The sequence below is a fragment of the Pseudomonas sp. BAY1663 genome (assembly GCF_000582595.1).
In the GTDB taxonomy this organism is placed as follows: domain Bacteria; phylum Pseudomonadota; class Gammaproteobacteria; order Pseudomonadales; family Pseudomonadaceae; genus Stutzerimonas; species Stutzerimonas stutzeri_AF.
This window is the reverse complement of record NZ_AZSV01000002.1, coordinates 1-26,020: the sequence shown is the minus strand read 5'-3', so window position 1 is coordinate 26,020 and position 26,020 is coordinate 1. Positions and strand designations below refer to the sequence as shown.

Below are 26,020 nucleotides of genomic sequence, written 5' to 3'. Positions count from 1 at the left end.
TACAGCGAACGCCCCCGCTGTTGCCGAAGGCAGTTACTCCGGCATGGACAGTGGCTGGGGCGACACGATGATTCCATTGTTGTCGGCGTATACGTATTCGCCGGGGCGGAACGTCGCGCCGCAGAAGGTCACCGGCACGTCGAGATCGCCGATACCACGCTTGTCGGTCTTCATCGGATGGCTGGCCAGCGCCTGGACGCCCAGTTCGGTCTGCGCGATGACATCGACGTCACGGATGCAGCCATAGATGATCAGTCCTTCCCAGCCGTTGCGCGCCGCTTTCTCGGCCAGCATGTCGCCCAGCAGGGCACGCCGCAATGAGCCGCCACCATCGACCACCAGCACCTTGCCGGCACCATCGACTTCGACCTGTTCTTTGACCAGGGAATTGTCCTCGAAGCATTTGATGGTGACGATTTGCCCACCGAAGGAATCGCGTCCACCGAAGTTGCTGAACAGCGGCTCGACCACCTGTACCAGGTCCGGATAGGCATCGCACAGATCAGGGGTGACGTATTGCATGGGAAGCTCCTTTGCTTGGGAAAACGGCTCGAATACCGGTTCATGCATGCGCGTCATGATACAGCGCATGCGCCCGGAGAAGGCAGGCGACGCCTCATCACTAGCGAAAACGGGGCCTGAGGCCCCGTTTTCGCTTAACGCTTATCGATAATCAGATTTGACGATCGGCCAGGAAGAACCAGGTATCGAGCACCGAATCCGGGTTCAGGGACACGCTTTCGATGCCCTGTTCCATCAGCCATTTGGCCAGATCAGGATGATCGGACGGGCCCTGGCCGCAGATGCCGATGTACTTGCCGGCCTTGGTGCATGCCTGGATGGCATTGGCCAGCAGCTTCTTCACCGCCGGATTACGCTCGTCGAACAGGTGCGCGATGATGCCGGAGTCGCGGTCCAGGCCCAGCGTCAACTGGGTCATGTCATTGGAACCGATGGAGAAGCCGTCGAAGTATTCGAGGAACTCATCGGCCAGCAGCGCGTTGGACGGCAGTTCGCACATCATGATGACGCGCAGGCCGTTCTCGCCGCGCTTGAGGCCGTACTTGGCCAGCAGGTCGACCACCTGCGAGGCTTCGCCCAGGGTACGCACGAAGGGCACCATCAGCTCGACGTTAGTCAGGCCCATGACGTCGCGGACCTTCTTCATCGCCCGGCATTCGAGCTCGAAACAGTCGCGGAACGAGTCGCTGATGTAGCGCGAGGCGCCACGGAAGCCAAGCATCGGGTTCTCTTCTTCCGGTTCGTAGAGCTTGCCGCCGATCAGGTTGGCGTATTCGTTGGACTTGAAGTCCGACAGACGCACGATGACCTTCTTCGGCCAGAAGGCCGCAGCCAGGGTGCTGACGCCCTCGACCAGCTTCTCGACGTAGAAGTCGACCGGATCGCTGTAGCCGGCGATGCGCTTCTCGACGCTGCTCTTGACGTCGGCCGGCAGGCCGTCGAAGTTCAGCAGCGCCTTGGGGTGTACGCCGATCATGCGGTTGATGATGAATTCCAGGCGGGCCAGGCCCACCCCTTCGTTCGGCAGATGGGCGAAGTCGAAGGCGCGATCCGGGTTACCGACGTTCATCATAATCTTGAACGGCAGTTCCGGCATGGCATCGATGGAGTTCTGGCGCACGTCGAAGCCCAGCTCGCCGTCGAAGATCAGGCCGGTGTCGCCTTCGGCGCAGGAAACGGTCACGCGCTGGCCATCCTTCAGTTGCTCGGTGGCATTGCCACAGCCGACGACGGCCGGGATGCCCAGCTCGCGGGCGATGATCGCCGCATGGCAGGTGCGGCCGCCACGGTTGGTGACGATGGCGCTGGCGCGCTTCATCACCGGCTCCCAGTCCGGGTCGGTCATGTCGGAAACCAGCACGTCGCCCGGCTGCACCTTGTCCATCTCGGTCACATCGTGGATCACCTTGACCGGGCCGGCGCCGATGCGCTGGCCGATGGCGCGACCCTCGACCAGCACGGTGCCTTTTTCCTTCAACAGGTAACGCTCCATGACGTTGGCGCTGCTGCGGCTCTTCACGGTTTCCGGACGCGCCTGGACGATGTACAGCTGGCCGTCGTCACCGTCCTTGGCCCACTCGATGTCCATCGGGCGGCCGTAGTGCTTCTCGATGATCATCGCCTGCTTGGCGAGGTTGGTGACTTCCTCGTCGCTCAGGCAGAAACGCGCGCGATCGGCGGCGTCGACTTCCACGGTCTTGACCGACTTGCCGGCCTTGGCTTCGTCGCCGTAGACCATCTTGATCGCCTTGCTGCCCAGGTTACGGCGCAGGATCGCCGGGCGGCCGGCCTGCAGCGTCTGCTTGTGGACGTAGAACTCATCGGGGTTGACCGCGCCCTGGACGACGGTCTCGCCGAGGCCGTAGCGCCGGTGATGAAGACCACGTCGCGGAAACCGGACTCGGTATCCAGGGTGAACATCACGCCGGCGGTACCGGTTTCCGAGCGCACCATGCGCTGCACGCCGGCGGACAGGGCGACCAGCTTGTGGTCGAAGCCCTGGTGCACGCGGTAGGCGATGGCACGGTCATTGAACAGCGAAGCGAAGACTTCCTTGGCGGCACGGATCACGTTGTCCACGCCACGGATGTTGAGGAAGGTTTCCTGCTGGCCGGCGAAGGAGGCATCAGGCAGGTCTTCGGCGGTAGCGAGGAACGTACCGCGACGGCCATGTTGTCGTTGCCGCCGGACATTTCGGCGAAGGCCTTGCGGATATCGGCGTCGAGCTGCGGCGGGAACTCGGCATCCATGACCCACTGGCGGATCTGCGCGCCGGCCTTGGCCAGGGCATTGACGTCATCCACGCCCAGCGAGTCGAGCAGCGCATGAATCTGGTCGTTCAGGCCGCTCAATTCGAGAAAGTCGCGATAGGCCTGGGCCGTAGTGGCGAAACCGCCCGGTACGGAAACGCCGGCACCGGCGAGGTTGCTGATCATCTCGCCCAGGGAGGCGTTCTTGCCCCCTACACGCTCAACGTCATGATTGCCGAGCTTATCGAGGGAAACTACGTACTCTACCAAGGTGATCTCTCCACATTAGTGTTGGAAACTCGACCGGAGCCAGACCGTACGGCTGTGGCCTGGCCCTGCAAAATAAGTAACAATGCCCGCCAACCGGGCTCGGCGAAGGGCCTACTATAGCTGGGAACCGTTCTCGACTTAAGGCCCAAGGTACATGAAACGAACCGCTTTCTTCATTTCAGACGGCACAGGCATTACTGCGGAAACCTTGGGCCAGAGCCTTCTGGCCCAGTTCGAGAACATCACCTTCACCAAACTGACCCGCCCGTACATCGACACCGCGGAAAAAGCGCGGGCCATGGTACAGCAAATCAACCATGCCGCGGAGAAGGACGGCGGCCGGCCGATCATCTTCGACACGCTGGTGAACCAGGAAATCCGCGACATCCTCGCCGAATCCAATGGTTTCATGATCGACATCTTCTCCTCGTTCCTCGCGCCGCTGGAGCATGAATTGATGTCGCGCTCCTCGTATTCCGTCGGCAAATCCCATTCCATCGGCCACAACACCAACTACATGGAGCGGATCGAGGCGGTGAACTTCGCCCTCGACAACGACGACGGTGCCCGCACCCGTTATTACGACAAGGCCGACCTGATCCTGGTCGGCGTGTCCCGCTGCGGCAAGACGCCGACCTGCCTCTACATGGCGATGCAGTACGGCATCCGCGCCGCCAACTACCCGCTGACCGAGGACGACATGGAGCGCCTGCAGCTGCCCAGCGCCCTCAAGGACTACAAGGACAAGCTGTTCGGCCTCACCATCGACCCCGATCGCCTGGCCGCCATCCGCAACGAGCGCAAACCCAACAGCCGTTACGCCAGCTTCGCCCAGTGCGAATTCGAGGTCCGCGAGGTGGAAAACCTGTTCCGCCGCGAGAACATCAACTACATCAACTCGACGCACTTCTCCGTCGAGGAAATTTCCGCCAAGATCCTGGTGGAGAAAGGCGTCGAGCGTCGACTCAAGTAACCGCCGCTTCGCTAGACAACAAAAAGTCCGCTTGGTGCGGACTTTTTGCCTTTTCAGCCACGGGAATTCACGGCGCGGCTCAAACGCGATTCATCGGCACCGCGCATCAGAGCGTATCGGCCGGCACGCGCACCCAGCCCTCCATCAGCACCCGGGCGCTGCGGCTCATGATCGCCTTGGTCACCGTCCATTCTCCGTCGACCTGCTTCGCCTCGGCGCCGACGCGCAGCGTGCCGGAAGGATGCCCGAAACGCACGGCCTGACGCTCGCCACCACCGGCGGCCAGGTTCACCAGCGTGCCGGGGACCGCGGCGGCCGTGCCGATGGCCACCGCACAGGTTCCCATCATGGCGTGGTGCAGCTTGCCCATGGACAGTGCACGGACGAGCAGATCCACTTCACCCGCGTCGATGGTCTTGCCGCTGGAGGCACGGTAGCTTTTCGGTGGCGACACGAAAGCGATCTTCGGCGTGTGCTGGCGGGTCAGCGCTTCTTCGGGCGTCTTGATCAGACCCATGCGCAACGCGCCGGCAACGCGAATCGCCTCGAAGCGAGCGAGCTGCGCAGGGTCGCCGTTGATGTCGTCGCGCAATTCGGTGCCCTGATAGCCGATCTCCTCGGCATTGACGAACACCGTCGGAATACCCGCGCTGATCATGGTCGCCGCGAACGTGCCGACACCCGGCACCTCCAGCTCGTCAACCAGATTGCCGGTGGGGAACATCGAACCGTCGCCGTCATCGGACGGATCGAGGAACTCCAGCACGATCTCGGCGGCCGGGAAGGTGACGCCGTCCAGCTCGAAATCACCGATCTCCTGCACCTGGCCGTTGACCACCGGCACGTGGGCGATGATGGTCTTGCCGATATTGGCCTGCCAGATGCGCACCACGCAGGTCCCGTTGTCCGGGATACGCGCGGGGTCGACCAGGCCGGCGTGCAGGGCGAACGCGCCGGCGCCGGTGGACAGGTTGCCGCAATTGCCGCTCCAGTCGACGAAGGGCTTGTCGATGGACACCTGACCGTAGAGGTATTCCACGTCATGCTCCGGTCGGCTGCTTTTCGACAGGATCACGCACTTGCTGGTGCTGGACGTCGCGCCGCCCATGCCGTCGATCTGCGCCGAGTAGGGATCGGGGCTGCCGATCACGCGCATGAACAGCTTGTCACGCGCGGCACCCGGCACCTGGCAGCTTTGCGGCAGGTCCTGCAGGCGGAAGAACACGCCCTTGCTGGTGCCGCCGCGCATGTAGGTGGCGGGGATCCTGATCTGGGGAAGGTGAGCCATGGGAATCTTGTCCTCATGAAGCTGCGCCACCGGACGGCAGCGCAGGAATGAAATGTCGCTGCTCGGCACGCGCCCCACGGACAAGCCACGGAGCGCGTGCCGAGCGGGCGTGACTCAGGCCTGGCCGAGGAAATCCTTGGCAAAGCGCTGCAGTACGCCACCGGCCTGGTAGACGCTGACTTCGGCTGCGGTGTCGAGACGGCACGTGACCGGCACGCGGGTCTCTTCACCGTTCTTGTGGTGAATGACCAGGGTCAGGTCGCAACGCGGCGACAACGCACCCTCGATGTCGTAGGTCTCGGTACCGTCGAGACCGAGGGTCAGGCGGGTGGTGCCCGGCTTGAACTCGACCGGCAGCACGCCCATGCCGACCAGGTTGGTGCGGTGGATGCGCTCGAAGCCTTCGGCGACGATCACCTCCACACCGGCCAGGCGTACGCCCTTGGCCGCCCAGTCGCGCGAGGAGCCCTGGCCGTAGTCGGCACCGGCGACGATGATCAGGTTCTGCTTGCGGTTCATGTAGGTTTCGATGGCTTCCCACATGCGCATGACCTGGCCTTCCGGCTCGACGCGCGCCAGCGAACCCTTCTTCACTTCACCGTCGACCACGGCCATCTCGTTGACCAGCTGCGGGTTGGCGAAGGTGGCGCGCTGGGCGGTCAGGTGGTCGCCGCGGTGGGTGGCGTAGGAGTTGAAGTCCTCCTCCGGCAGGCCCATCTTCGCCAGGTATTCGCCGGCCGCGGAGCTGGCCAGGATGGCGTTGGACGGCGACAGGTGGTCGGTGGTGATGTTGTCCGGCAGGATCGCCAGCGGGCGCATGCCCTTGAGCGTGCGTTCGCCAGCCAGTGCGCCTTCCCAGTACGGCGGGCGGCGGATGTAGGTGGACATCGGACGCCAGTCGTACAGCGGGCTCTTGGCCTCCTCGATGCTGCCCAGGTCGAACATCGGGATGTAGACCTGCTTGAACTGCTCCGGCTTGACCGAGGCGGCGACGATGGCGTCGATCTCCTCGTCGCTCGGCCAGAGGTCCTTTAGGGTGACCGGGTGGCCGTTCTTGTCGGTGCCCAGCACGTCCTGCTCGATATCGAAGCGCACGGTACCGGCGATGGCATAGGCCACCACCAGCGGCGGCGAGGCCAGGAAGGCCTGCTTGGCGTACGGGTGGATGCGGCCGTCGAAGTTGCGGTTGCCCGACAGCACCGCCGTGGCATACAGGTCACGGTCGATGATTTCCTGCTGGATCTTCGGGTCCAGCGCCCCGGACATGCCGTTACAGGTGGTGCAGGCATAGGCGACGATGCCGAAGCCGAGCTTCTCCAGCTCCGGCAGCAGGCCGGCTTCCTCCAGGTACAGCTTGGCCACCTTCGAGCCCGGGGCGAAGGAGGTCTTCACCCACGGCTTGCGTACCAGGCCCAGCTCGTTGGCCTTCTTCGCTAGTAGGCCGGCGGCGACCACGTTGCGCGGGTTGGAGGTATTGGTGCAGCTGGTGATGGCGGCGATGATCACCGCGCCATCCGGCAACAGGCCTTCGGCCTCTTCGGCACGTGCAGCGGCCAGCTTGGTCTCGTCAGCGATGCCGCGCTCGTGCAGTGCCGAGGTCGGCAAGCGCTTGTGCGGGTTGCTCGGGCCGGCCATGTTGCGCACGACGCTGGACAGGTCGAATTCGAGCACGCGCTCGTACTCGGCGCCTTCCAGGGCAGTCGCCCACAACCCGGTTTCCTTGGCGTACTGTTCGACCAGGGCAACCTGCTCCGGCTCGCGACCGGTCAGCCTGAGGTAGTCGAGGGTCTGCTGGTCGATGTAGAACATCGCCGCGGTGGCGCCGTATTCCGGGCACATGTTGGAGATGGTCGCGCGGTCGCCGATGGACAGGCTGTCGGCGCCCTCGCCGAAGAACTCGACCCAGGCTCCGACGACACGCTCCTTGCGCAGGAACTCGGTCAGCGCCAGGACGATATCGGTAGCGGTGATACCCGGCTGGCGCTTGCCGGTGAGCTTGACCCCGACGATGTCGGGCAGGCGCATCATCGAAGGCAGGCCGAGCATCACGGTCTCGGCCTCGAGGCCGCCGACGCCGATGGCGATCACGCCCAGCGCATCGACATGCGGGGTATGCGAATCGGTGCCGACGCAGGTGTCCGGGAAGGCCACGCCGCCGCGGGCCTGGATCACCGGCGACATCTTCTCCAGGTTGATCTGGTGCATGATGCCGTTGCCGGCGGGAATCACGTCGACGTTCTTGAATGCGGTCTTGGTCCACTCGATGAAGTGGAAGCGGTCCTCGTTGCGGCGCTCCTCGACGGCGCGATTCTTCTCGAAGGCATCCGGATCGAAGCCGGCATACTCCACCGCCAGCGAGTGATCGACGATCAGTTGGGTCGGCACCACCGGGTTGACCTTGGCCGGGTCGCCGCCCTGCTCGGCGATCGCATCGCGCAGGCCGGCGAGATCGACCAGTGCGGTCTGCCCGAGGATGTCATGGCAGACCACGCGCGCCGGGTACCAGGGGAAGTCCAGATCGCGCTTGCGCTCGATGATCTGCTTGAGCGAATCGGTCAGCGCGGCCGGCTCGCAGCGCCGTACCAGCTGTTCGGCCAGCACGCGGGAGGTATAGGGCAGCTTGTCGTAGGCGCCCGGCTGGATCGCTTCGACCGCCTCGCGGGTATCGAAGTAGTCAAGCTGGGTGCCAGGCAGAGGTTTGCGGTGTTCTGTATTCATGCCGGAAGAACTCAATCCAGTAATGTTCCGAGGAGCAAGGCAGGGGGCGTCCGCTCACAGACGCCCCTCTTCCGATCAGCGTTCGGCGACCGGCACGACCTTGCGCTGCTCCGGACCGATGTAATCGGCGCTCGGCCGAATGATCCGGTTGTTGCTGCGTTGTTCGAACACATGGGACGCCCAGCCGGTAACACGCGAGCAGACGAAGATCGGCGTGAACAGCTTGGTGGGGATGCCCATGAAGTGGTAGGCGGAAGCGTGGTAGAAGTCCGCGTTGGGGAACAGCTTCTTCTGCTCCCACATGGTCTCGTCGACGGCAACCGATACCGGATAGAGCACGCTGTCGCCGACCTCGTCGGCCAGCTTCTTGGACCAGACCTTGATCACCTCGTTGCGCGGATCGGAGACGCTGTAGATCGCATGACCGAAGCCCATGATCTTGTCCTTGCGCGCCAGCATGCCGAGGATCGCTTCGCGGGCCTCTTCCGGGCTCTTCCACTGCTCGATCATGTCCATCGCCGCTTCGTTGGCGCCGCCATGCAGCGGGCCGCGCAGCGAACCGATGGCACCGGTCACGCAGGAATAGAGATCGGACAGGGTCGAGGCGCAGACCCGCGAGGTGAAGGTCGAGGCGTTGAACTCGTGCTCGGCGTAGAGGATCAGCGAGACGTTCATCACCTTGACGTGCAGGTCGCTCGGCTTCTTGCCGTGCAGCAGCGCGAGGAAGTGCCCGCCCAGGGTGTCTTCATCGCTGGTGCAATCGATGCGCACACCCTCGTGGGTGAAGCGGTACCAGTAGCACATGATCGCCGGGAAGGCGGACATCAGGCGTTCGGCGACGTCGCGCTGCTGGTCGAAGCTGAGCTCCGGCTCCAGCGTGCCGAGCACGGAAGCGCCGGTCCGCATGACGTCCATCGGGTGGGCGCTGGCCGGAATGCGCTCGAGCACTTCCTTCAATGCCTGCGGCAGGTCGCGCATGGTCTTCAGGCGATTCTTGTAGGCCGCCAGCTGCTCCACGGTGGGCAGTTCACCGTAGAACAGCAGATAGGCAACCTCTTCGAAATCGCATTCGGCCGCCAGGTCGCGGACGTCGTAGCCACGGTAGGTCAGCCCGGCGCCAGTCTTGCCGACGGTGCACAGGGCGGTCTGTCCAGCAATCTGACCGCGCAGGCCCGCACCGCTCAATACTTTTGCTTCAGCCATTGCTATCTCCTTCTTGGATTTGTTGTGGATACTGCAAATCACGTCGAAAAATGGATCGGAAAAAACCCGAAGGCAAATCGGGATTGGCTCTATCAGCTTTTCTTCTGGGCGAACAGCGCATCGAGGTGCTGCTCGAACGCGTGGTAGTTGATGCGATCGTAGAGCTCCATGCGGGTCTGCATGGTGTCGATCACGTTCTTCTGGGTGCCGTCGCGACGCAGCGCGGTATAGACGTTCTCGGCCGCCTTGTTCATGGCACGGAAGGCCGACAGCGGATACAGCACCAGCGACACATCGACGCTGGCCAGCTCCTCGGTGGTATACAGCGGCGTCGCCCCGAACTCGGTGATGTTGGCCAGGATCGGCGCCTTCACACGATCGGCGAAAGTCTTGTACATGGCCAGTTCGGTGATGGCCTCCGGGAAGATCATGTCGGCGCCGGCCTCGATGCAGGCGGCTGCGCGATCCAGTGCGGCGTTCAGGCCTTCCACGGCCAGCGCGTCGGTGCGCGCCATGATCACGAAGCTGTCGTCGGTGCGCGCATCTACCGCCGCCTTGATGCGGTCGACCATCTCCTGCTGGGAGACGATCTCCTTGTTCGGGCGATGGCCGCAGCGCTTGGCGCCGACCTGATCCTCGATGTGGATCGCCGCCGCGCCGAACTTGATCATCGACTTGACGGTACGCGCCACGTTGAACGCCGAGGAGCCGAAACCGGTGTCCACGTCCACCAGCAGCGGCAGATCGCAGACGTCGGTGATGCGGCGCACATCGGTCAGCACGTCGTCGAGCCCGGTGATACCCAGGTCAGGCAGGCCCAGCGAACCGGCCGCGACACCGCCGCCGGACAGATAGATGGCCTTGAAGCCGGCGCGCTTGGCCAGCAGCGCATGATTGGCATTGATCGCACCGACGACCTGCAGCGGATGCTCACTGGCCACGGCGTCACGGAAACGCTGACCGGCAGTAGGAAGAGTCATGCATTACCCCTTTATGTGTGGTGTTTGCTCTAGAGCGCTACTGAAGTGGCGCTCGACGTTGCGCTTGGAAGCGGCGATATGGCGGCGCATCAGCAGCTCCGCCAGCTCGCCATCGCGGTCGGCGATGGCGTCGAGGATTCGGTGGTGTTCGGCGAAGGCCTGATGCGGCCGGTTCGGCGTGGTGGAAAACTGAATGCGGTACATGCGCACCAGTTGATAGAGCTCGTCGCAGAGCAGCTTGGCCAGCGTGCGATTGCCGCTGCCCTGGATGATCCGGTAGTGGAAATCGAAATCGCCTTCCTGCTGGTAATAGCCGACGCCGGCCTGGAACGCTTCATCGCGCTCGTGCGTGCTCAGCACACGGCGCAGATCGTCGATCTCGGCCTCGCTCATACGCTCGGCCGCGAGGCGGCAGGCCATGCCCTCCAGGGATTCGCGGATCTCGTAGAGCTCGATCAGCTCGGCATGGTTGAGCGAAACCACCCGCGCGCCCACATGGGGCACGCGCACCAGCAGCTTCTGGCCTTCCAGCCGATGGATCGCCTCGCGCAGCGGCCCGCGGCTGATGCCATAGGTACGCGCCAGCTCCGGCTCGGAGATCTTGCTGCCCGGGGCGATGTCACCCTTGACGATCGCCGCCTGGATCAGGCGAAACACGTGCTCGGATAGCGTTCCGCTGTCCAGCTGCTGCGTGCTCGGTGGGAGTTCGAGTGAATCCAGCATGATTGTCGACACTTGAGCTTCTCGATGCGGTGAAATTACGCTACGAATCCCGTACCGTCAATTCGTCACCCCATGGATTGTCGACAATATAACTAAAGTCGTAGCCAAACCCATTGGCGGCCTGCAGCAGGATGGCAGGCTCCAATGCTGTCGCGACCCCGAAACTGCCATGCTAGAATGCCGGCCTTTCGCAGCGTCGGCGCCCGCCTGCTGCCGCAATCAAAGCGCATGGGCCGAGCTCCGGCCACTCCGATCCTCACTCCTCAAGACATCAGGTTTCATGAGAGTCAAAGCCTACTCCCTGCTGCTCTGCGCACTTCTCTTGCCTGTTACCAGCCCGGCTGCCGAGAAAGCCATCTATGGCCTGACGGAACATGTGGCGCTGCCGGATTTCGGTCTCGAGGTAGCCGCCAAGCTCGATACCGGCGCACAGACCGCCTCGCTGAGTGCGCGCGACGTCACCCGCTTCAAGCGCGGCGGCGAATCCTGGGTGCGTTTCTATCTGGCCCTGGACAGCGCCCATACCCACCCTATAGAACGTCCACTGGCACGCATCAGCAAGATCAAGCGCCGCGCCGGCGACTTCGATCCGGAAGAAGAAAAGACCTACACCGCACGCCCGGTCATCGAACTCGATCTGTGCATGGGCAAGGCAAAACGCACCATAGAAGTGAACCTCACGGACCGTACCGCTTTCCAATACCCGCTCCTGATCGGTTCCGACGCGCTTAGCCGCTTCGGCGCCCTGGTCGATCCAAGTCGCACCTACATTGCCGGCAAGCCCGGCTGCCTCAACGAATCCGACGCTGACGAGTAATACCCATGCGCGCTCTAACTCTGCATCTGAAAATCCTGATCTTCCTGCTCGTCGCCCTGGGAATTTCGATCACGGCCTACCAGATCTTCATCCTCGGCATTCCGGTCACCGAGGATGAAACCGATGACCTGTGGAACATCGACGCCAAGGTCGAGTTCCAGGCCAGCCCGCGCGAGCCGGTCAAGCTGCAGATGTACGTGCCGCCGCTGAACCAGGAATTCGTCAGCCTCAACGAAAGCTTCATTTCCAACAACTACGGCGTCAGCGTCAACCGCGTCGACGGCAACCGCCGCGTGACCTGGTCGGCGCGCCGCGCCAGCGGCAACCAGACGCTCTACTACCGCCTGGTGCTGACCAAGCGCTACAGTGGCGAGCAGACCAAGGCCACCGGCCCGATCTTCCGCGACAGCATCCCGGTCGAAGGCGCCGAGAAGATCGCCGCCGAAGCCCTGCTCTCTCCCATCCGCCAGCACTCGGCGGACGTCGAAACCTTCATCAGCGAAGCCATCAAGCGAGCCAACAACCCGAACGACGACAACGTCAAGCTGCTGCTGGGCGGCGACGCCTCCATCGCGAACAAGGCGCGCGTCGTCGAGCTGCTGTTGTCCATCGCGCACGTGCCGATGGAGCGCGTGCACACCATCCGCCTGAACGCCGATCAGCCGCAGACGCCGGAGCTCTGGCTGCGCAGCTTCAACGGTGACAAATGGCTGTACTTCAATCCCGGCACCGGCGAACAGGGCCTGCCGACCGATCGCCTGGTCTGGTGGACCGGCGACGAGCCGCTGGTCACGCTGGAAGGCGGCCGCAACCAGCAGGTCACCTTCACCCTGAACAACAGCGAGATGAACGCCATCCGCCTGGCGAAGCTGACCGACGAGAATACCGACGCGGACTTCCTCGAATACTCGCTCTATGGCCTGCCGCTGCAGACCCAGCAGACCTACCAGATCATGATCATGATCCCGATCGGCGTACTGGTGATCCTGATCCTGCGCAACCTCGGTGGCCTGCAGACCCTCGGCACCTTCACCCCGGTGCTGATCGCCCTGGCCTTCCGCGAAACCCAGATCGGTTTCGGCATCATCCTGTTCACGCTGATCACCGCGCTCGGCCTGTCGCTGCGCTCGTATCTGGAACACCTCAAGCTGCAGATGCTGCCGCGCCTGTCGGTGGTACTGACCTTCGTCGTGGTGCTGATCGCGGTGATCAGCCTGCTCAGCCACAAGCTCGGCCTCGAGCGCGGCCTGTCGGTGTCGCTGTTCCCGATGGTGATCCTGACCATGACCATCGAACGCCTGTCCATCACCTGGGAAGAGCGCGGCGGCGGCCATGCCTTCAAGGTCGCGGTCGGCACGCTGATCGCCGCGAGCCTGGCCTTCATGCTGATGAACATCCGGGAGCTGACCTACTTCATCTTCACCTTCCCGGCCGTACTGCTGATCATGGTGGGCTTCATGCTGGCGATGGGTCGCTATCGCGGCTACCGCCTGACCGAGCTGTTCCGCTTCAAAGCCTTTCTGAAGGATTGAGCCATGTTCGGTCTGATCAAGACGTGGAAGGCCCTGGAAGCCAAGGGCATCATGGGCATCAACCGCCGCAACGCGGACTACGTGCTCAAGTACAACAAGCGCAGCCTGTACCCGATCGTCGATGACAAGATCATCACCAAGCAGCGCGCGATCGAGGCCGGCATTCACGTGCCGGAGATGTACGGCATCATCGAGACCGAAAAGGACATCGACAAGCTCAAGGACATCGTCAAGGACCACACCGACTTCGTCGTCAAGCCGGCCCAGGGCGCTGGCGGCGACGGTATCCTGGTGATCGCCGACCGCTTCGAGGGGCGCTACAAGACCGTCTCCGGGAAGATCATGACCCACGAGGAGATCGAGCATCAGATCTCCAACATCCTCACCGGCCTGTACTCCCTCGGCGGCCACCGCGACCGTGCGCTGATCGAGTACCGCGTGACGCCCGACCCGATCTTCAAGAGCATCAGCTACGAAGGCGTACCGGACATCCGCATCATCGTGCTGATGGGCTACCCGGTCATGGCCATGCTGCGCCTGCCCACCCGCCAGTCCGGCGGCAAGGCCAACCTGCACCAGGGCGCCATCGGCGTCGGCGTGGACCTGGCCACCGGCATCACCCTGCGCGGCACCTGGCTGAACAACAAGATCTCCAAGCACCCCGACACCACCAATGCGGTGGACGGCGTACAGCTGCCCAACTGGGACGGCTTCATGAAGCTGGCCGCCGGTTGCTACGAGCTGTGCGGGCTCGGCTACATCGGCGTCGACATGGTGCTCGACCAGGACAAGGGCCCGCTGATCCTCGAACTCAACGCACGCCCCGGCCTGAACATCCAGATCGCCAACGACTGCGGCCTCACCCACCGGGCGCACGCGGTGGAAAACCGGCTGGCGGAGCTCAAGGCGAAAGGTATCCAGGAAACGCTCGAGGAGCGGGTGAAATTCGCCCAGGAGCTCTTCGGACATGTTCCGGCGCATGCCTGAATGACTCGCAGCGAGCTGGGCCCGATTTCTGCAATGGAACGGGCCTTCGAGCGTAGGAGCCCGGGGGACGCCGAGTCTTTGCCGGCGATCGACGGGCGTCATTGCAACTGGATCGCCAGCAAGCTGGCTCCTACAACAAGCGCTTATGCCTCACAAACACCTAGACTCCAGCCCATGCCCACCTGCACGCTGCACGCACTGCCCTATCGAGCCGACCCCGGCCACTGGTTCGAGCGCATACGTCACGCGCCCGGCGCGGTGCTGCTGGACTCGGGCCGCCCCAACGCCGAACGCGGCCGCTTCGACATCCTGAGCGCGTGGCCGCTGGAGCTGCTCGAACCGGGCCCCGCTGAACCCGCCAGCGCATACTTTCAGCGCCTGCGCCAGGCCCTGCAGCGACTCGGCCCGGCCAGCGTTCCCGAAAGCTGTGAAATGCCCTTCGCCGGCGGCCTGATCGGACTGCTGAGCTACGATTTCGGCAAGCGCCTGGAAACCCTGCCGCATCAAGCGAAGGACGACACCGGCCTGCCTTTGGCACGCCTCGGGCTCTATGGCTGGGCACTGATCAGCGATCACCATCGGCAAAGCAGCCAGCTGGTGTTCCATCCGGCGACGACAGCAGCCGAGCGCCAGCGCCTGATCGACGTGTTCGATTCGGCCGTCGCCGACGAACACGCGCCGTTCGAGCTGCGCGGTCGTTTCACCGCCGACCTCCCGGTCGACGACTATCGCCGCGCCATCGAACGTATCCAGGCCTACATCCAGGCCGGCGACTGCTATCAGGTCAATTTCACCCAGCGCTTTCGCGCCGCGTGCAGCGGCGACGCCTGGACGGCCTATCGTGCACTGCGGGCGGCCTGCCCGACACCCTACGCCGGCTTCGTCACGCTGGAGGATGGCGCCATCGCCAGCCTCTCCCCCGAGCGTTTCCTACGCCTGAGCGGCGGCGAAGTGGAGACCCGCCCGATCAAGGCACCCGCCCCCGCGGCCACGACGAGCGCAGCGACGCCGCACAGGCACAGGCGCTGCTTACCAGCGAAAAGGATCGCGCCGAGAACCTGATGATCGTCGACCTGTTGCGCAACGATCTCGGGCGCAGCTGCCGGATCGGCAGCGTACGCGTGCCGGAGCTGTTCACACTGGAAAGCTACCCCAACGTGCATCATCTGGTGAGCTGCGTCACCGGCCAGCTGGCCGACGGCAAGGACGCCTTCGACCTGCTGGCAGGCAGCTTCCCTGGCGGCTCGATCACCGGGGCGCCGAAGATTCGCGCCATGCAGATCATCGACGAACTGGAGCCCACCTGCCGCTCCATCTATTGCGGCTCGCTGCTGTATGTCGATGTCAGGGGCGAAATGGACAGCTCCATCGCCATTCGCACGCTGCTCATCCAGAAGGAGCAAGCCAGCTGCTGGGGCGGCGGCGGCATCGTCGCCGACTCCGACTGGGAGGCGGAATACCAGGAGTCGATCGACAAGGTGAGCGTTCTGCTGAGAACGCTGGAGGCGCTTTAAGCTGGAAGCTGGAAGCTGGAAGCTGGAAGCTGGAAGCTGGAAGCTGGAAGCTGGAAGCTGGAAGCTGGAAGCTGGAAGCTGGAAGCGATTGAGCGTCGGGTTCGCAGAGGCCTAGGTCAAGGCTTAGCTCAGGCTTCCAGCTTCCAGCTGCTTTTTTAAAGCGCCAGCTTGCGATTCGACGCCTTGATGAACTCCTGCTTGAGCGCATCGAAGGTGTGCACCGCCGGGAACTGCGGGAATTCGGCGATGACATTGTCCGGCGCATGGAACAGGATGCCAGCGTGGGCCTCGCCGAGCATGGTGGTGTCGTTGTAGGAGTCGCCGGCTGCGATCACACGGTAGTACAGGCTCTTCAGGGCGATGACCGACTGGCGCTTGGGGTCCTTCTGGCGCAGCTGGTAATCCACCACGCGGTCGGATTCGTCGGTGATCAGGCGATGGCAGAGCAGCGTCGGGAAACCCAGCTGGCGCATCAGCGGTTGCGAGAATTCGTAGAAGGTGTCCGACAGGATCACCACCTGGAAGCGTTCGCGCAGCCAGTCGACGAACTCCACCGCGCCCTCCAGCGGCTTCAAGGTGGCGATGACCTGCTGGATGTCGGACAGCTTCAGGCCATGCTCGTCGAGGATACGCAGGCGCTGCTTCATCAGCACGTCATAGTCGGGAATGTCCCGCGTGGTCGCCCGCAGCGACTCGATTCCGGTGGCCTCGGCAAAGGCGATCCAGATTTCCGGAACCAGCACACCTTCCAGGTCGAGACAGGCTATTTCCACGGGCCACTCCTCAAAGCAGAAAATTGAAGGCGGCACTCTAACGGCACGGCGCGGGCGAAGCAACGCAAGGCTTATACCCTAAACAGCTGATTGACGTACCCAAACGTTATTTAGCGGCATAAACCGCTTTTGTTACCATCCGCGGCCTCAGAGCGCCGAAGCGCCGCACGCCCTATATGAAGGAAGCCGCCCGATGAGCCCAGCTATCGACGTCGCCGCATTGGCCGCCGCCTATGCCGACAAGTCCCCGCAAGACGTCCTCAAACTCGCCTTCGACCTGTTCGGCGACGAGTTGTGGATCTCGTTCAGCGGCGCCGAGGACGTGGTGCTGGTCGACATGGCCTGGAAACTGAACAGGAACGTCAAGGTATTCACCCTCGACACCGGGCGCCTGCACAGCGAAACCTACCGTTTCATCGAGCAGGTACGCGAGCACTACGACATCGCCATCGAAATCATGACGCCGGACCCGGCGCTGCTGCAGCCGCTGGTCAGCGAGAAAGGCCTGTTCAGTTTCTACCGCGACGGTCACGGCGAATGCTGCGGCATCCGCAAGATCGAACCGCTGCGCCGCAAGCTCGCCAATGTCCGCGCCTGGGCGACCGGCCAACGTCGCGACCAGAGCCCCGGCACGCGCAGCCAAGTCTCGGTGCTGGAAGTCGACACGGCCTTCTCCACACCGGAAAACACCTTGTACAAGTTCAATCCCCTGGCGCAAATGACCAGCGAGGAGGTCTGGGGATACATCCGCATGCTCGAGCTCCCCTACAACAGCCTGCACGAACGCGGCTTCATCAGCATCGGCTGCGAACCCTGCACCCGCCCGGTGCTGCCCAACCAGCACGAGCGCGAAGGCCGTTGGTGGTGGGAAGAAGCCACCCATAAGGAATGCGGGCTGCATGCAGGCAACCTGATCGCGAAAAGCTGAGAAAGCGGGACTCTCAGGCAAGGCCCACATGTTGGGCTTCAGCGCTACGCGCCTCAACCCAACCTACCTGCCATCCGTAGGTTGGGTTGAGCGCAGCGAAGCCCAACGAGCCAGGCCTTCAGGCAGCGGAGGCGTTGGGCCCACATGTTGGGCTTCGACGCTGCGCGCCTCAACCCAACCCACCATCCGCAGATTTGAGCTGAGCGCAGCCCAACGCGCGACAACGCTCAGTAAGTCGGCAACACCACATCGTCGAACAGCTCGTCCAGCTCTGCCTTGTTCCGGCACTGGATGGCTTTCTCCAGCATTTCACGGTTCAGATGCGGGGCGAACTGCTGGATGAAATCGCACATGAAGCCACGCAGGAAGGTACCGCGCCGGAAGCCGATCTTGGTCACGCTGGATTCGAATAGCTCGCTGGCATCCAGCACCGCCAGGTCGCTGTCGAGCTTGGCATCCACCGCCATGCGCGCGACGATCCCCACACCCAGCCCAAGCCGTACGTAGGTCTTGATCACGTCGGCGTCGGCTGCAGTGAACACCACCCGGGGCGACAACCCCCGGTGGCCGAACGCTTCGTCGAGCTTCGAGCGGCCGGTGAAGCCGAACACGTAGGTTACGATCGGATGCTCGGCCAGCGCCTCGAGCGTAAGCTTCTCCAGTTTCGCCAACGGATGCCCCTGGGGCACGATCACGCAGCGGTTCCAGCGGTAGCACGGCATCATCACCAGGTCGCCGAACAACTCCAGCCCTTCGGTGGCGATGGCGAAATCGACCGTTCCGTCGGCGGCCATCTCCGCAATCTGCATCGGCGTGCCCTGGTGCATGTGCAGGGAAACGTCCGGATACTGCTTGATGAAACTGCTGATCACCTGGGGCAGCGCATAGCGCGCCTGGGTGTGGGTCGTGGCGATGCTCAGCGTGCCCTTCTTCTCGTTGGAGAACTCCTGGGCGATCTGCTTGATGCTTTCGCACTTGCGCAGGATCTCTCCCGCCGTAGTGATGATCCGCTCCCCCGCCGGCGTCACGCGGGTCAGGTGCTTGCCACTGCGGGCGAAGACCTCGACGCCGAGCTCATCCTCCAATAGACGTATCTGCTTGCTGATGCCGGGTTGCGAAGTGAAAAGGCTCTGCGCTGTTGCCGAAACATTGAGGTCATGGTGCGCCACTTCCCAGATGTAACGCAGTTGCTGAAGCTTCATAGAAATCCCTCAAAAGGCACACCGCTGCGCCTGCCGCCATTCTTATAACTATATGAACGGTTCTTCACTAGAAGATAGATCTTTTTACCGATTTTGTTTTGCGATCCTGCCAGACAGGTTGTCGCGCCTGGCAAGCATGAGCTTAGCAGGGCTGTGTAATCTGCACCGAGCCACTCAGCCCCGGCCGCGCGCCTCGACGAAGCGCAGCGCGTGGTACAGCAGCTCGGTCCTGGGCATCGCGACACCCACCTCGGCCGCCGCCGCCAGTGGCGCGGCATAGATGGCATCGAGTTCCATCGGACGCCCGTGCACATGATCGTGATACATGCTGGGCAGGTAGTCCGCCATTCGCGCCGTACCCAGCAGCAGCTTTTCCGGCAGCCCCTCGGGCAGCGAAAGCCCTCGGGCCCGCGCCGCGTCACAGACTTCCTGCATGATGGCCTTGATCTGCTCGCGGCTGTCGGCATTGCCGATCAAGGCCTCGGTCCCGGCATCGAGCAGCGCCGAAAGCCCGTTGAAGGGTACGTTCCACACCAGCTTCAGCCAGCGCGCCTGCTCCAGGCTCGGCATCGCCGAGGAGTCCACGCCGGCCTTTCTGAACATCTCGACAATCTGGTTCAGCAGCGCGGCGCGTGCCTCGTCATCCGCCGGGCCCGAATGATAGCCGAGATTCACCCCGCCCAACGCCTGGTGCTCCACCACCCCCGGGGCCGAGCGATGGGCGCAGATCGCGCAAAGCCCACCCAGCAGGTGGACGTCCGCCGGCAATTGCGGACGCAGGGCGTCTTCCACAGCCAGCCCGTTCTGCAGCAACACCACCTTGCAATCCGGGGCCGCCGCCTGGGCGATCACCGGGGCCAGGGCCTGGTTGCTCGTGCTCTTGGCGCCGACCAGCAGCCAATCGCACGGCGGCATCTGCGCGGCGTCGCGATAAATCTGCGGGCGCGCCAGGAGCAACGGTCCGTGTACCGCGCTGTTCACCCGCAAGCCATGCTCGGCGACCGCGGCATACTCGCTGCGCAACAGAAAATGCACATCGTAGCCGGCACGTGCCAGCATCAGCCCGTAGAAACCGCCGATGGCACCGGTACCGATGATTCCAATGCGTGGATTTGCTGCAGTCATATGCGCTCCATGGCAGGACATGGGTTGCCGCGCGGGCGCCAACCGATTGAAAAAAACCGAACGATAGCAGACCGGACACCTGGCACAGGAAGCTCCTCGCCGCCATTGGCGGCCGACACCGGAGAATGGCAGGAGATGTGCCGCCATACGCCATCAATCTCGTTGTCGAGCCCGCTCAATAGCGCTAAGGTTCCGTTTCCCCGCTGCGCCCCTATGCTCTGCTCCGCCGCACCGGGATGGCTGGCGGACGGCTCCCGCGACCTCTGACGAGTAACAAATGGCTGATTTACCCATCGACGACCTAAACGTTGCCTCCAACGTGACCCTGATCACGCCGGAGCAACTGAAGCGTGAACTCCCGCTGACCGCCTCGGCATTGCAGACCGTTTCCCACGGGCGCCAGGTCGTCCGCGACATTCTCGACGGCAAGGACCACCGCCTGTTCCTGGTGATCGGCCCCTGCTCCATCCACGACCTCAAGGCGGCGCACGAATATGCCGAGCGCCTCAAGGTACTGGCGGAAAAGGTATCCGACAGCCTGTTCCTGGTCATGCGGGTGTACTTCGAGAAGCCTCGCACCACCGTCGGCTGGAAAGGCCTGATCAACGATCCGTACATGGACGACTCGTTCAAGATCCAGGACGGCCTGCACATCGGCCGCAAACTGCTGCTCGACCTGGCCGAAATGGGACTGCCCACCGCGACGGAAGCCCTCGACCCGATCTCCCCGCAGTACCTGCAGGACCTGATCAGTTGGTCGGCCATCGGCGCGCGCACCACCGAATCCCAGACCCACCGCGAAATGGCCTCGGGCCTGTCCTCGGCGGTCGGCTTCAAGAACGGCACCGACGGCAGCCTGACCGTGGCGATCAATGCACTGCAATCGGTCTCCAGCCCGCACCGCTTCCTCGGCATCAACCAGGCCGGCGGCGTCTCCATCGTCACCACCAAGGGCAACAACTACGGCCACGTGGTTCTGCGCGGCGGCAACGGCAAGCCCAATTACGATTCGGTCAGCGTCGCGCTGTGCGAGCAGGAGCTGAACAAGGCCGGTATCCGCCCGAACATCATGATCGACTGCAGCCACGCGAACTCGAACAAGGATCCCGCACTGCAACCGCTGGTGATGGACAACGTCGCCAACCAGATCCTCGAAGGCAACGACTCCATCGTCGGCCTGATGGTCGAAAGCCATCTCGGCTGGGGCAACCAGCCGATTCCCAAGGACCTTTCCGAGTTGAAGTACGGAGTCTCCATCACCGACGCCTGCATCGACTGGGAAACCACCGAGAAGGCGGTCATGAGCATGCACGACAAGCTCAAGGACGTGCTGCCCGGACGACAGCGCGGCTGAAAACGAAAAAAAAACGCCGGTTCGCCGGCGTTTTTTTCAGGAGTTGCGCTAGGTCTTCTCCGGCTTCGGGCGGTTGCGTTCGATGTAGCGCTCCACATAGGAGCACGAAGGAATCACGCTATAGCTTCGCGCTCGGCATACTCCAGCGCGTGTTGCGCGAGCACCCCGGCGATGCCACGGCCGCGCAGGGCATCCGGAACGAAGGTGCGGTACATATCCAGTGTCTGCTTGCCCAGATCCATGTAGCCAGGTACGCGCAATGGCCATCGACGATGGCCTCGAAGCGGTGCCCGGCCCGGTCATGGCGAACGCTAACCTTGTCGCTCATTTCGACTCCTCAGCAGGATTCTCCTGTCTTCTTGTTCTTGCCTGCCGGCTCGCACGGCCCTTTGGCACACGAGTGGGGGTAATGCAAACGCCGGTGAAAATACCTTTTCTACCTGTTTCGACAGATTTCGGCCAGCGTCTTGCCAACAAACATTAACATCAGGCGCAGCGGGAACTTTTAACCGCCAGGACGATCTGGCATTGATGAGACTTGCCTTTGGGCAGACCGCGCTGGGTATTTTTTATACAACTTCTCGAACATGAGAGCCAAAGCAACGGCAGTTTGAAAAAAAACCTGTAGCGCCCCTGTCAGCTCAGTTTACTTAGGCAAAGTTATAGGTAGTATGTGCGCGCAAACTTTCCATATCGGAAGTTGCTTTATGGATTTCCACCTAAGGGGAACAAGATGAACAACGTTCTGAAATTCTCTGCTCTGGCTCTGGCCGCAGTTCTGGCTACCGGTTGCAGCAACAGCATGACCAAAGAAAGCGAAGCTCGCCTGACCGCGACCGAAGACGCTGCCGCCCGCGCCCAGGCTCGTGCCGACGAAGCCTACAGCAAAGCCGACGAAGCCCTGGCCGCCGCTCAGAAGGCTCAGCAGACCGCTGACGAAGCCAACGAGCGTGCTCTGCGTATGCTGGAACGCGCCAGCCGCAAGTAAGCTTGCAGAAATGAAAAAAGCCGACCTGCATGCAGGTCGGCTTTTTTTATGGACGTTCGTTCGGCTTCGACGAGCTGGAATCAGAACAGCTGATCCTCATGAGCGACTACTTGAGTTCGCTGCTCGGCAATCTGGATCGGCAAGCCATCTTCTCCGGCGATGATCTCGCGCACCATCTCCCAGTCGAGGTGCAGATTGCCAAGCGTATCGTCACGCTTGAGCAGCGTATTGATGACCACTGCATGCTTGTCCATCAGCGTGAGCGTCTTGGTTTCGTCGTCTTCCAGCGGCGCATGGGCCTCCAGGTAAACCTTGCCGTCGCTCACACCAAACTTGTAAGGCTCGTCGATGATGCGCACCGGCGTGCCCACCTTGACCATCTTCGCCAATTCCAGAACGTTGTGATTGAGCATGCGGAAACAGCCATGGCTGACGCGCATGCCAATGCCGAACTTCTTGTTCGAGCCATGAATCAGGTAGCCCGACAGCGCCAGGTTCATTTTGTACGGCCCCAGGGGATTGTCCGGCCCGGGCGGCACCACGGTGGGCAGCGGATCGCCGTCGGCGGCATGCTCGTCGCGGATCGACTGCGGCGGATACCAGGCCGGGTTGCTGGTCATCGCGGAAATCCGCGTGGTACCAACCGGGGAGCCCCAGCCCTCACGACCGATACCGAGGGGATAGGTATGCACCACGTTCTCGCCCTGCGGATAGTAGTACAGGCGATACTCGGCAAGGTTGATCACCACACCCTCGCGCGGCCCCGACGGCAGGATGAAGCGCGTCGGCAGGATGATGTCCGTGCCCTCGCCCGGCAGCCAGGGATCGACGCCCGGGTTCGCCGCCACCAGTTCCAGATAGCCGAGGTCGTAGGTTTCACCGATGGCGGCGAAGGTGTCTTCGTACTTGGCCTTGATGACTTGGATCTGACCCACGACATCGTCGCCCTCGGGTGGCAGCGGCAATTCGAGAGCAGCACCGGGGCCTGCCCAGAACAATGCAGCGAATGACAAACAGGAAGCGACCGCAGACGCGCGCGAGAGCATTCAGAAAATCCTTGAACATGGATCATGGGGAGGTGGCCATTGTACTTGAAGCCACGCAAGCCGTGAGCTACCAGGCGAGCACGGCAGACGGAAGGCCCTTGCGCCGCGCCTCCAGCAACTGTCGGCAGCTCGGGCACAGGCGCCGATCCTTCAGCGTGGCGCGCTCGAGCTCCTGCCAGCGCGGCTGCGCCGGCAGCAGGCCGCCGCACAGCGTACGGTCCGCGTTACCGCTCAGCTCCAGCTGTCGCAACGCCAGGTGCAGACGATTCTCGCGGCAGGCGAACAGGTCGAACTGCTCGTCCGGCACGATGAGTCGATAAGCGTAAAGGGTCCTGGTTGAGCGCGACATCTGAGGCTCCAATCGAGGGCGCGACAGTAGCTGCGCGCACGCCTCAAAGCAAGGGTTCGAGCACCGGCCAGACGGTCTCCAGCAAACGCACCTGCGCCTCGGCCGTCGGGTGGATGCCATCGGCCTGCATCATGCCGTCGACTCCACCCACGCCTTCGAGCAGAAAAGGCACGTAGGCCACCGCTTTTTCCTGCGCCAGCGAGTCGAACGCGTCGGCGAACGCACGGGTGTAGCGTTGCCCCAGATTGGGCGGCATGCGCATCCCCAGCAACAGCACCTCGGCGCCGGCTTCGCGGGCCCGGTCGATCATGCCGGCAAGATTCTGTTTCAATTGCGCAGGGGGCTGGCCGCGCAGGCCGTCGTTGCCGCCCAGCTCGAGAATCACCACATCCGGACGATGTTCATCGAGCAGCGGGGCCAGCCTGGCGAGCCCGCCGGCCGTGGTGTCGCCGCTGATCGAGGCATTCACCACGCGGCGTGCGCCATCCCTCTCGGCGAGCCGTTCCTGCAGCAAATGCACCCAACCCTGGCTGGTTTCCAGGCCGAAAGCGGCGCTGATACTATCCCCGACCACCAACACGGATCCGGCCAGGGCTCCCTGAGCCCAGAGCAGCAGCGCCAGAACCCCGCCTTTCAGCCACCTATGCATCGGACTCTCCATTGAACGCCAGCATTCTCAACGCCCGGCACCTTAGCAAAGTGGTCCCCAGCGCGGAAGGCGAGCTGAGCATCCTTGCCGACCTCTCTCTGGAACTGGACAAAGGCGACAGCCTGGCCATCGTCGGTACCTCCGGCTCCGGCAAGTCCACCCTGCTCGGCCTGCTCGCCGGCCTCGACCTGCCGAGTTCGGGCGAAGTGCACCTGGCCGGCCACGCACTCGCGCAACTCGACGAGGACCAGCGCGCCCGCGTGCGCGCCGAGCACGTCGGTTTCGTCTTCCAGTCCTTCCAGTTGCTCGACAGCCTGAACGCGCTGGAAAACGTCATGCTGCCGCTGGAGCTCGAAGGCCGTCGCGACGCCCAGGCCCGCGCCAGCGAATTGCTGGAGCGGGTCGGCCTCGGCGCACGCCTGCACCATTACCCGCGCCAGTTGTCCGGCGGCGAGCAGCAGCGCGTCGCCCTGGCACGCGCGTTCGCCGCGGAGCCTGACGTCCTGTTCGCCGACGAGCCCACCGGCAATCTGGACAGCCACACCGGCGCGCACATCACCGAACTGCTGTTCGAACTCAATCGCGAGCGTGGCACCACCCTGGTCCTGGTCACCCACGACGAGCGGCTGGCGCAGCGCTGCCATCGCCTGCTGCGCCTGGAAGGCGGCCGGCAGGTCGACACCAGGCCTGCCGAACGAGCCGTATGCCAATGACCCGCCTGCCGCTCCTGGCCCTGCGGCAACTGCTGCGCGATGCCCGCGCCGGCGAGTTGCGGGTACTGTTCTTCGCCCTGCTGGTCGCGGTGGCGGCCAGTACCGCCATCGGCTATTTCAGCGCACGGCTGAACGGCGCCATGCTACTGCGCGCCAGCGAATTCCTCGGTGCGGATCTGGTCCTCAGCGGCAGCGCCCCCGCCGCACCCGGGCAGCTCGAAGCCGGCCTGCGCCGCGAACTCGAACATGCGCAGGTGGTGGAATTTTCCAGCGTGATCGCCACCGACGAGGCGCTACAGCTCGCCAGCGTCAAGGCGGCCGACAGCCGCTACCCGTTGCGCGGCTCGCTGCGCAGCGCAGCCCAGCCCTACCAGGCCGAAGAAGCCAGCGCCGGCCCCGGTCCGGGCGAAGCCTGGGCCGAAGCCCGGCTGTTCGCCGCCCTCGGCCTGGCGATCGGCGACCGCATCGAGGTCGGCAGCAAGGTGCTGCGCCTGACCCGCGTGCTGACCTACGAGCCGGACCGGGTCGGCGACTTCTACAGCCTCACACCGCGGGTACTGATGCACCTCGACGACCTGGCCGCCACCGGCGTCGTCCAGCCCGGCAGCCGGGTGCGCTACCGCGAACTCTGGCGCGGCGAAGGCGAGGCGCTGGCCGCCTACCAGCGCGAATTGAAAACCGACCTGCAGGCGCACCAGCGCATCGAGACCGCCAGCGACAGCAACCGCCAGATCGGCGGCGCCCTGGGCCGCGCCGAACGCTACCTGAACCTGGCCAGTCTGGCAGCGATCCTCCTGGCCGGGGTTGCCGTCGCCCTCTCGGCCGCCCGCTTCGCCGCCCGCCGTTTCGATGCCAGCGCCCTGCTGCGTTGCCTCGGACTCTCCCGACGCGACACCCTGCTGCTGTATGCTCTGCAACTGGCCATGCTCGGCCTGCTGGCCAGCTTGGCCGGCGCGCTGCTCGGCTGGATCGCCCAGCATGGCCTGTTCTTTCTCTTGCGCGACCTGCTGAACCAGGAAATCCCCCCAAGCGGGCTCTGGCCGGCCGTCGCGGGCATCGCCACCGGCCTGGTGGCCCTGGCGGGCTTCGCCTTGCCGCCGCTCGCCGCCCTCGGCCG

General features: G+C 63.5%; 22 protein-coding genes and 3 pseudogenes. 11 read left to right on the top strand and 14 right to left on the bottom strand.

Going from position 1 to position 26,020, the window contains the following annotated elements:
• Positions 1-33 precede the first annotated feature (33 nt).
• Entirely contained in the window at positions 34-522 is a 489-nt protein-coding gene (gene rraA, locus BAY1663_RS01115; RefSeq protein ID WP_037037266.1) for a ribonuclease E activity regulator RraA, read from the bottom strand.
• 151 nt (positions 523-673) lie between these two features.
• Positions 674-3,041 (bottom strand): annotated as a pseudogene (ppsA, locus tag BAY1663_RS01110) (phosphoenolpyruvate synthase).
• Positions 3,042-3,195: 154 nt separating this feature from the next.
• On the opposite strand from ppsA, the gene BAY1663_RS01105 reads away from it, so the two are divergent.
• Positions 3,196-4,014: a pyruvate, water dikinase regulatory protein gene (locus BAY1663_RS01105; RefSeq protein ID WP_037037264.1), complete on the top strand. Its 819-nt coding sequence runs from the start codon at positions 3,196-3,198 to the stop codon at positions 4,012-4,014.
• A 106-nt stretch (positions 4,015-4,120) separates the two neighbouring features.
• On the opposite strand, the gene prpF is transcribed toward BAY1663_RS01105, so the two are convergent.
• The 5 genes from prpF to BAY1663_RS01080 all read right to left on the bottom strand — a co-directional run bounded on the left by prpF (position 4,121) and on the right by BAY1663_RS01080 (position 10,926).
• The gene (gene prpF / locus BAY1663_RS01100) at positions 4,121-5,302 is read right to left on the bottom strand and encodes a 2-methylaconitate cis-trans isomerase PrpF (RefSeq protein WP_037037439.1); all 1,182 of its coding nucleotides are present in this window, start codon (positions 5,300-5,302) and stop codon (positions 4,121-4,123) included.
• Positions 5,303-5,416: 114 nt separating this feature from the next.
• Positions 5,417-8,020 (bottom strand): Fe/S-dependent 2-methylisocitrate dehydratase AcnD, encoded by a 2,604-nt coding sequence (acnD, locus tag BAY1663_RS01095; protein ID WP_037037261.1) that lies wholly within the window; start codon positions 8,018-8,020, stop codon positions 5,417-5,419.
• A gap of 75 nt (positions 8,021-8,095) precedes the next feature.
• The gene (gene prpC / locus BAY1663_RS01090) at positions 8,096-9,223 is read right to left on the bottom strand and encodes a 2-methylcitrate synthase (RefSeq protein WP_037037259.1); all 1,128 of its coding nucleotides are present in this window, start codon (positions 9,221-9,223) and stop codon (positions 8,096-8,098) included.
• 92 nt (positions 9,224-9,315) lie between these two features.
• Positions 9,316-10,203: a methylisocitrate lyase gene (prpB, locus tag BAY1663_RS01085; protein ID WP_037037256.1), complete on the bottom strand. Its 888-nt coding sequence runs from the start codon at positions 10,201-10,203 to the stop codon at positions 9,316-9,318.
• A gap of 3 nt (positions 10,204-10,206) precedes the next feature.
• Positions 10,207-10,926 (bottom strand): GntR family transcriptional regulator, encoded by a 720-nt coding sequence (locus BAY1663_RS01080; RefSeq protein WP_037037253.1) that lies wholly within the window; start codon positions 10,924-10,926, stop codon positions 10,207-10,209.
• Positions 10,927-11,206: 280 nt separating this feature from the next.
• Here BAY1663_RS01080 and BAY1663_RS01075 point away from each other — a divergent pair, with 280 nt between their 5' ends.
• From BAY1663_RS01075 to pabB, 4 genes and pseudogenes are all read left to right on the top strand, one after another.
• Positions 11,207-11,743, top strand: coding sequence for an ATP-dependent zinc protease (locus BAY1663_RS01075; protein WP_037037250.1), 537 nt, complete (start codon positions 11,207-11,209; stop codon positions 11,741-11,743).
• 5 nt (positions 11,744-11,748) lie between these two features.
• Complete coding sequence (locus tag BAY1663_RS01070; RefSeq protein WP_037037248.1) at positions 11,749-13,275, top strand: inactive transglutaminase family protein; 1,527 nt, start codon at positions 11,749-11,751, stop codon at positions 13,273-13,275.
• Positions 13,276-13,278: 3 nt separating this feature from the next.
• Positions 13,279-14,262 carry an alpha-L-glutamate ligase-like protein gene (locus tag BAY1663_RS01065; RefSeq protein ID WP_037037246.1) on the top strand — a complete coding sequence of 328 codons (984 nt, stop codon included), beginning with the start codon at positions 13,279-13,281 and terminating at the stop codon, positions 14,260-14,262.
• A pseudogene (gene pabB / locus BAY1663_RS01060) lies at positions 14,263-15,776 on the top strand (aminodeoxychorismate synthase component I).
• Positions 15,777-15,931: 155 nt separating this feature from the next.
• On the opposite strand, the gene thrH reads toward pabB, so the two are convergent.
• Complete coding sequence (gene thrH, locus BAY1663_RS01055; RefSeq protein ID WP_037037243.1) at positions 15,932-16,549, bottom strand: bifunctional phosphoserine phosphatase/homoserine phosphotransferase ThrH; 618 nt, start codon at positions 16,547-16,549, stop codon at positions 15,932-15,934.
• Between the two features lie 193 nt (positions 16,550-16,742).
• Between thrH and BAY1663_RS01050 the strand changes: the two genes are divergently transcribed.
• Positions 16,743-17,477: a phosphoadenylyl-sulfate reductase gene (locus BAY1663_RS01050; protein ID WP_037037242.1), complete on the top strand. Its 735-nt coding sequence runs from the start codon at positions 16,743-16,745 to the stop codon at positions 17,475-17,477.
• Positions 17,478-17,704: 227 nt separating this feature from the next.
• Here BAY1663_RS01050 and cysB read toward each other — a convergent pair whose 3' ends face one another.
• Together cysB and BAY1663_RS01040 are read right to left on the bottom strand one after the other, a co-directional pair.
• On the bottom strand, positions 17,705-18,679 hold the full coding sequence (gene cysB / locus BAY1663_RS01045; protein ID WP_037037240.1) for an HTH-type transcriptional regulator CysB: 975 nt from the start codon (positions 18,677-18,679) through the stop codon (positions 17,705-17,707).
• Between the two features lie 174 nt (positions 18,680-18,853).
• Positions 18,854-19,804, bottom strand: a complete 951-nt coding sequence (locus tag BAY1663_RS01040) for a putative 2-dehydropantoate 2-reductase (RefSeq protein ID WP_037037238.1) — start codon at positions 19,802-19,804, stop codon at positions 18,854-18,856.
• Positions 19,805-20,081: 277 nt separating this feature from the next.
• Between BAY1663_RS01040 and BAY1663_RS01035 the strand changes: the two genes are divergently transcribed.
• A complete protein-coding gene (locus tag BAY1663_RS01035; protein WP_037037235.1) occupies positions 20,082-21,158 on the top strand; it encodes a 3-deoxy-7-phosphoheptulonate synthase in 1,077 nt (358 codons plus the stop codon).
• A 48-nt stretch (positions 21,159-21,206) separates the two neighbouring features.
• Here the strand turns inward: BAY1663_RS01035 and BAY1663_RS01030 are convergent.
• Positions 21,207-21,486 (bottom strand): annotated as a pseudogene (locus BAY1663_RS01030) (GNAT family N-acetyltransferase).
• Between BAY1663_RS01030 and BAY1663_RS24370 the strand changes: the two are divergent.
• Together BAY1663_RS24370 and BAY1663_RS01025 are read left to right on the top strand one after the other, a co-directional pair.
• Complete coding sequence (locus BAY1663_RS24370) at positions 21,418-21,642, top strand: hypothetical protein (protein WP_164838416.1); 225 nt, start codon at positions 21,418-21,420, stop codon at positions 21,640-21,642. The pseudogene BAY1663_RS01030 and the gene BAY1663_RS24370 sit on opposite strands and share 69 nt — an antisense overlap.
• Positions 21,643-21,891: 249 nt before the next feature.
• Positions 21,892-22,146 (top strand): Lpp/OprI family alanine-zipper lipoprotein, encoded by a 255-nt coding sequence (locus tag BAY1663_RS01025; protein ID WP_003294452.1) that lies wholly within the window; start codon positions 21,892-21,894, stop codon positions 22,144-22,146.
• Positions 22,147-22,226: 80 nt separating this feature from the next.
• Here BAY1663_RS01025 and BAY1663_RS01020 read toward each other — a convergent pair whose 3' ends face one another.
• From BAY1663_RS01020 to BAY1663_RS01010, 3 genes are all read right to left on the bottom strand, one after another.
• Positions 22,227-23,192, bottom strand: coding sequence for a L,D-transpeptidase family protein (locus BAY1663_RS01020; RefSeq protein WP_037037232.1), 966 nt, complete (start codon positions 23,190-23,192; stop codon positions 22,227-22,229).
• Positions 23,193-23,259: 67 nt separating this feature from the next.
• Entirely contained in the window at positions 23,260-23,541 is a 282-nt protein-coding gene (locus tag BAY1663_RS01015) for a hypothetical protein (RefSeq protein ID WP_037037230.1), read from the bottom strand.
• A gap of 43 nt (positions 23,542-23,584) precedes the next feature.
• Entirely contained in the window at positions 23,585-24,190 is a 606-nt protein-coding gene (locus tag BAY1663_RS01010) for an arylesterase (protein ID WP_037037229.1), read from the bottom strand.
• Positions 24,191-24,201: 11 nt separating this feature from the next.
• Here BAY1663_RS01010 and BAY1663_RS01005 point away from each other — a divergent pair, with 11 nt between their 5' ends.
• Both BAY1663_RS01005 and BAY1663_RS01000 read left to right on the top strand, forming a co-directional pair.
• On the top strand, positions 24,202-24,903 hold the full coding sequence (locus BAY1663_RS01005) for an ABC transporter ATP-binding protein (RefSeq protein WP_037037226.1): 702 nt from the start codon (positions 24,202-24,204) through the stop codon (positions 24,901-24,903).
• Positions 24,894-26,020: ABC transporter permease (locus BAY1663_RS01000; protein ID WP_037037436.1), on the top strand; the 1,127-nt coding region annotated here is incomplete at its 3' end. The genes BAY1663_RS01005 and BAY1663_RS01000, both read left to right, overlap by 10 nt.

Coding starts and splice junctions, on each gene's coding strand:
- BAY1663_RS01105 (WP_037037264.1), top strand. CDS start 3,196: ATGAAACGAACCGCTTTCTTCATTTCAGACGGCACAGGCATTACTGCG.
- BAY1663_RS01025 (WP_003294452.1), top strand. CDS start 21,892: ATGAACAACGTTCTGAAATTCTCTGCTCTGGCTCTGGCCGCAGTTCTG.
- prpF (WP_037037439.1), bottom strand. CDS start 5,302: ATGGCTCACCTTCCCCAGATCAGGATCCCCGCCACCTACATGCGCGGC.
- rraA (WP_037037266.1), bottom strand. CDS start 522: ATGCAATACGTCACCCCTGATCTGTGCGATGCCTATCCGGACCTGGTA.
- BAY1663_RS01050 (WP_037037242.1), top strand. CDS start 16,743: ATGAGCCCAGCTATCGACGTCGCCGCATTGGCCGCCGCCTATGCCGAC.
- BAY1663_RS01080 (WP_037037253.1), bottom strand. CDS start 10,926: ATGCTGGATTCACTCGAACTCCCACCGAGCACGCAGCAGCTGGACAGC.
- BAY1663_RS01075 (WP_037037250.1), top strand. CDS start 11,207: ATGAGAGTCAAAGCCTACTCCCTGCTGCTCTGCGCACTTCTCTTGCCT.
- BAY1663_RS01010 (WP_037037229.1), bottom strand. CDS start 24,190: ATGCATAGGTGGCTGAAAGGCGGGGTTCTGGCGCTGCTGCTCTGGGCT.
- prpB (WP_037037256.1), bottom strand. CDS start 10,203: ATGACTCTTCCTACTGCCGGTCAGCGTTTCCGTGACGCCGTGGCCAGT.
- prpC (WP_037037259.1), bottom strand. CDS start 9,223: ATGGCTGAAGCAAAAGTATTGAGCGGTGCGGGCCTGCGCGGTCAGATT.
- BAY1663_RS01040 (WP_037037238.1), bottom strand. CDS start 19,804: ATGACTGCAGCAAATCCACGCATTGGAATCATCGGTACCGGTGCCATC.
- BAY1663_RS01070 (WP_037037248.1), top strand. CDS start 11,749: ATGCGCGCTCTAACTCTGCATCTGAAAATCCTGATCTTCCTGCTCGTC.
- BAY1663_RS01020 (WP_037037232.1), bottom strand. CDS start 23,192: ATGCTCTCGCGCGCGTCTGCGGTCGCTTCCTGTTTGTCATTCGCTGCA.
- BAY1663_RS01015 (WP_037037230.1), bottom strand. CDS start 23,541: ATGTCGCGCTCAACCAGGACCCTTTACGCTTATCGACTCATCGTGCCG.
- BAY1663_RS24370 (WP_164838416.1), top strand. CDS start 21,418: ATGGCCATCGACGATGGCCTCGAAGCGGTGCCCGGCCCGGTCATGGCG.
- cysB (WP_037037240.1), bottom strand. CDS start 18,679: ATGAAGCTTCAGCAACTGCGTTACATCTGGGAAGTGGCGCACCATGAC.
- acnD (WP_037037261.1), bottom strand. CDS start 8,020: ATGAATACAGAACACCGCAAACCTCTGCCTGGCACCCAGCTTGACTAC.
- BAY1663_RS01035 (WP_037037235.1), top strand. CDS start 20,082: ATGGCTGATTTACCCATCGACGACCTAAACGTTGCCTCCAACGTGACC.
- BAY1663_RS01065 (WP_037037246.1), top strand. CDS start 13,279: ATGTTCGGTCTGATCAAGACGTGGAAGGCCCTGGAAGCCAAGGGCATC.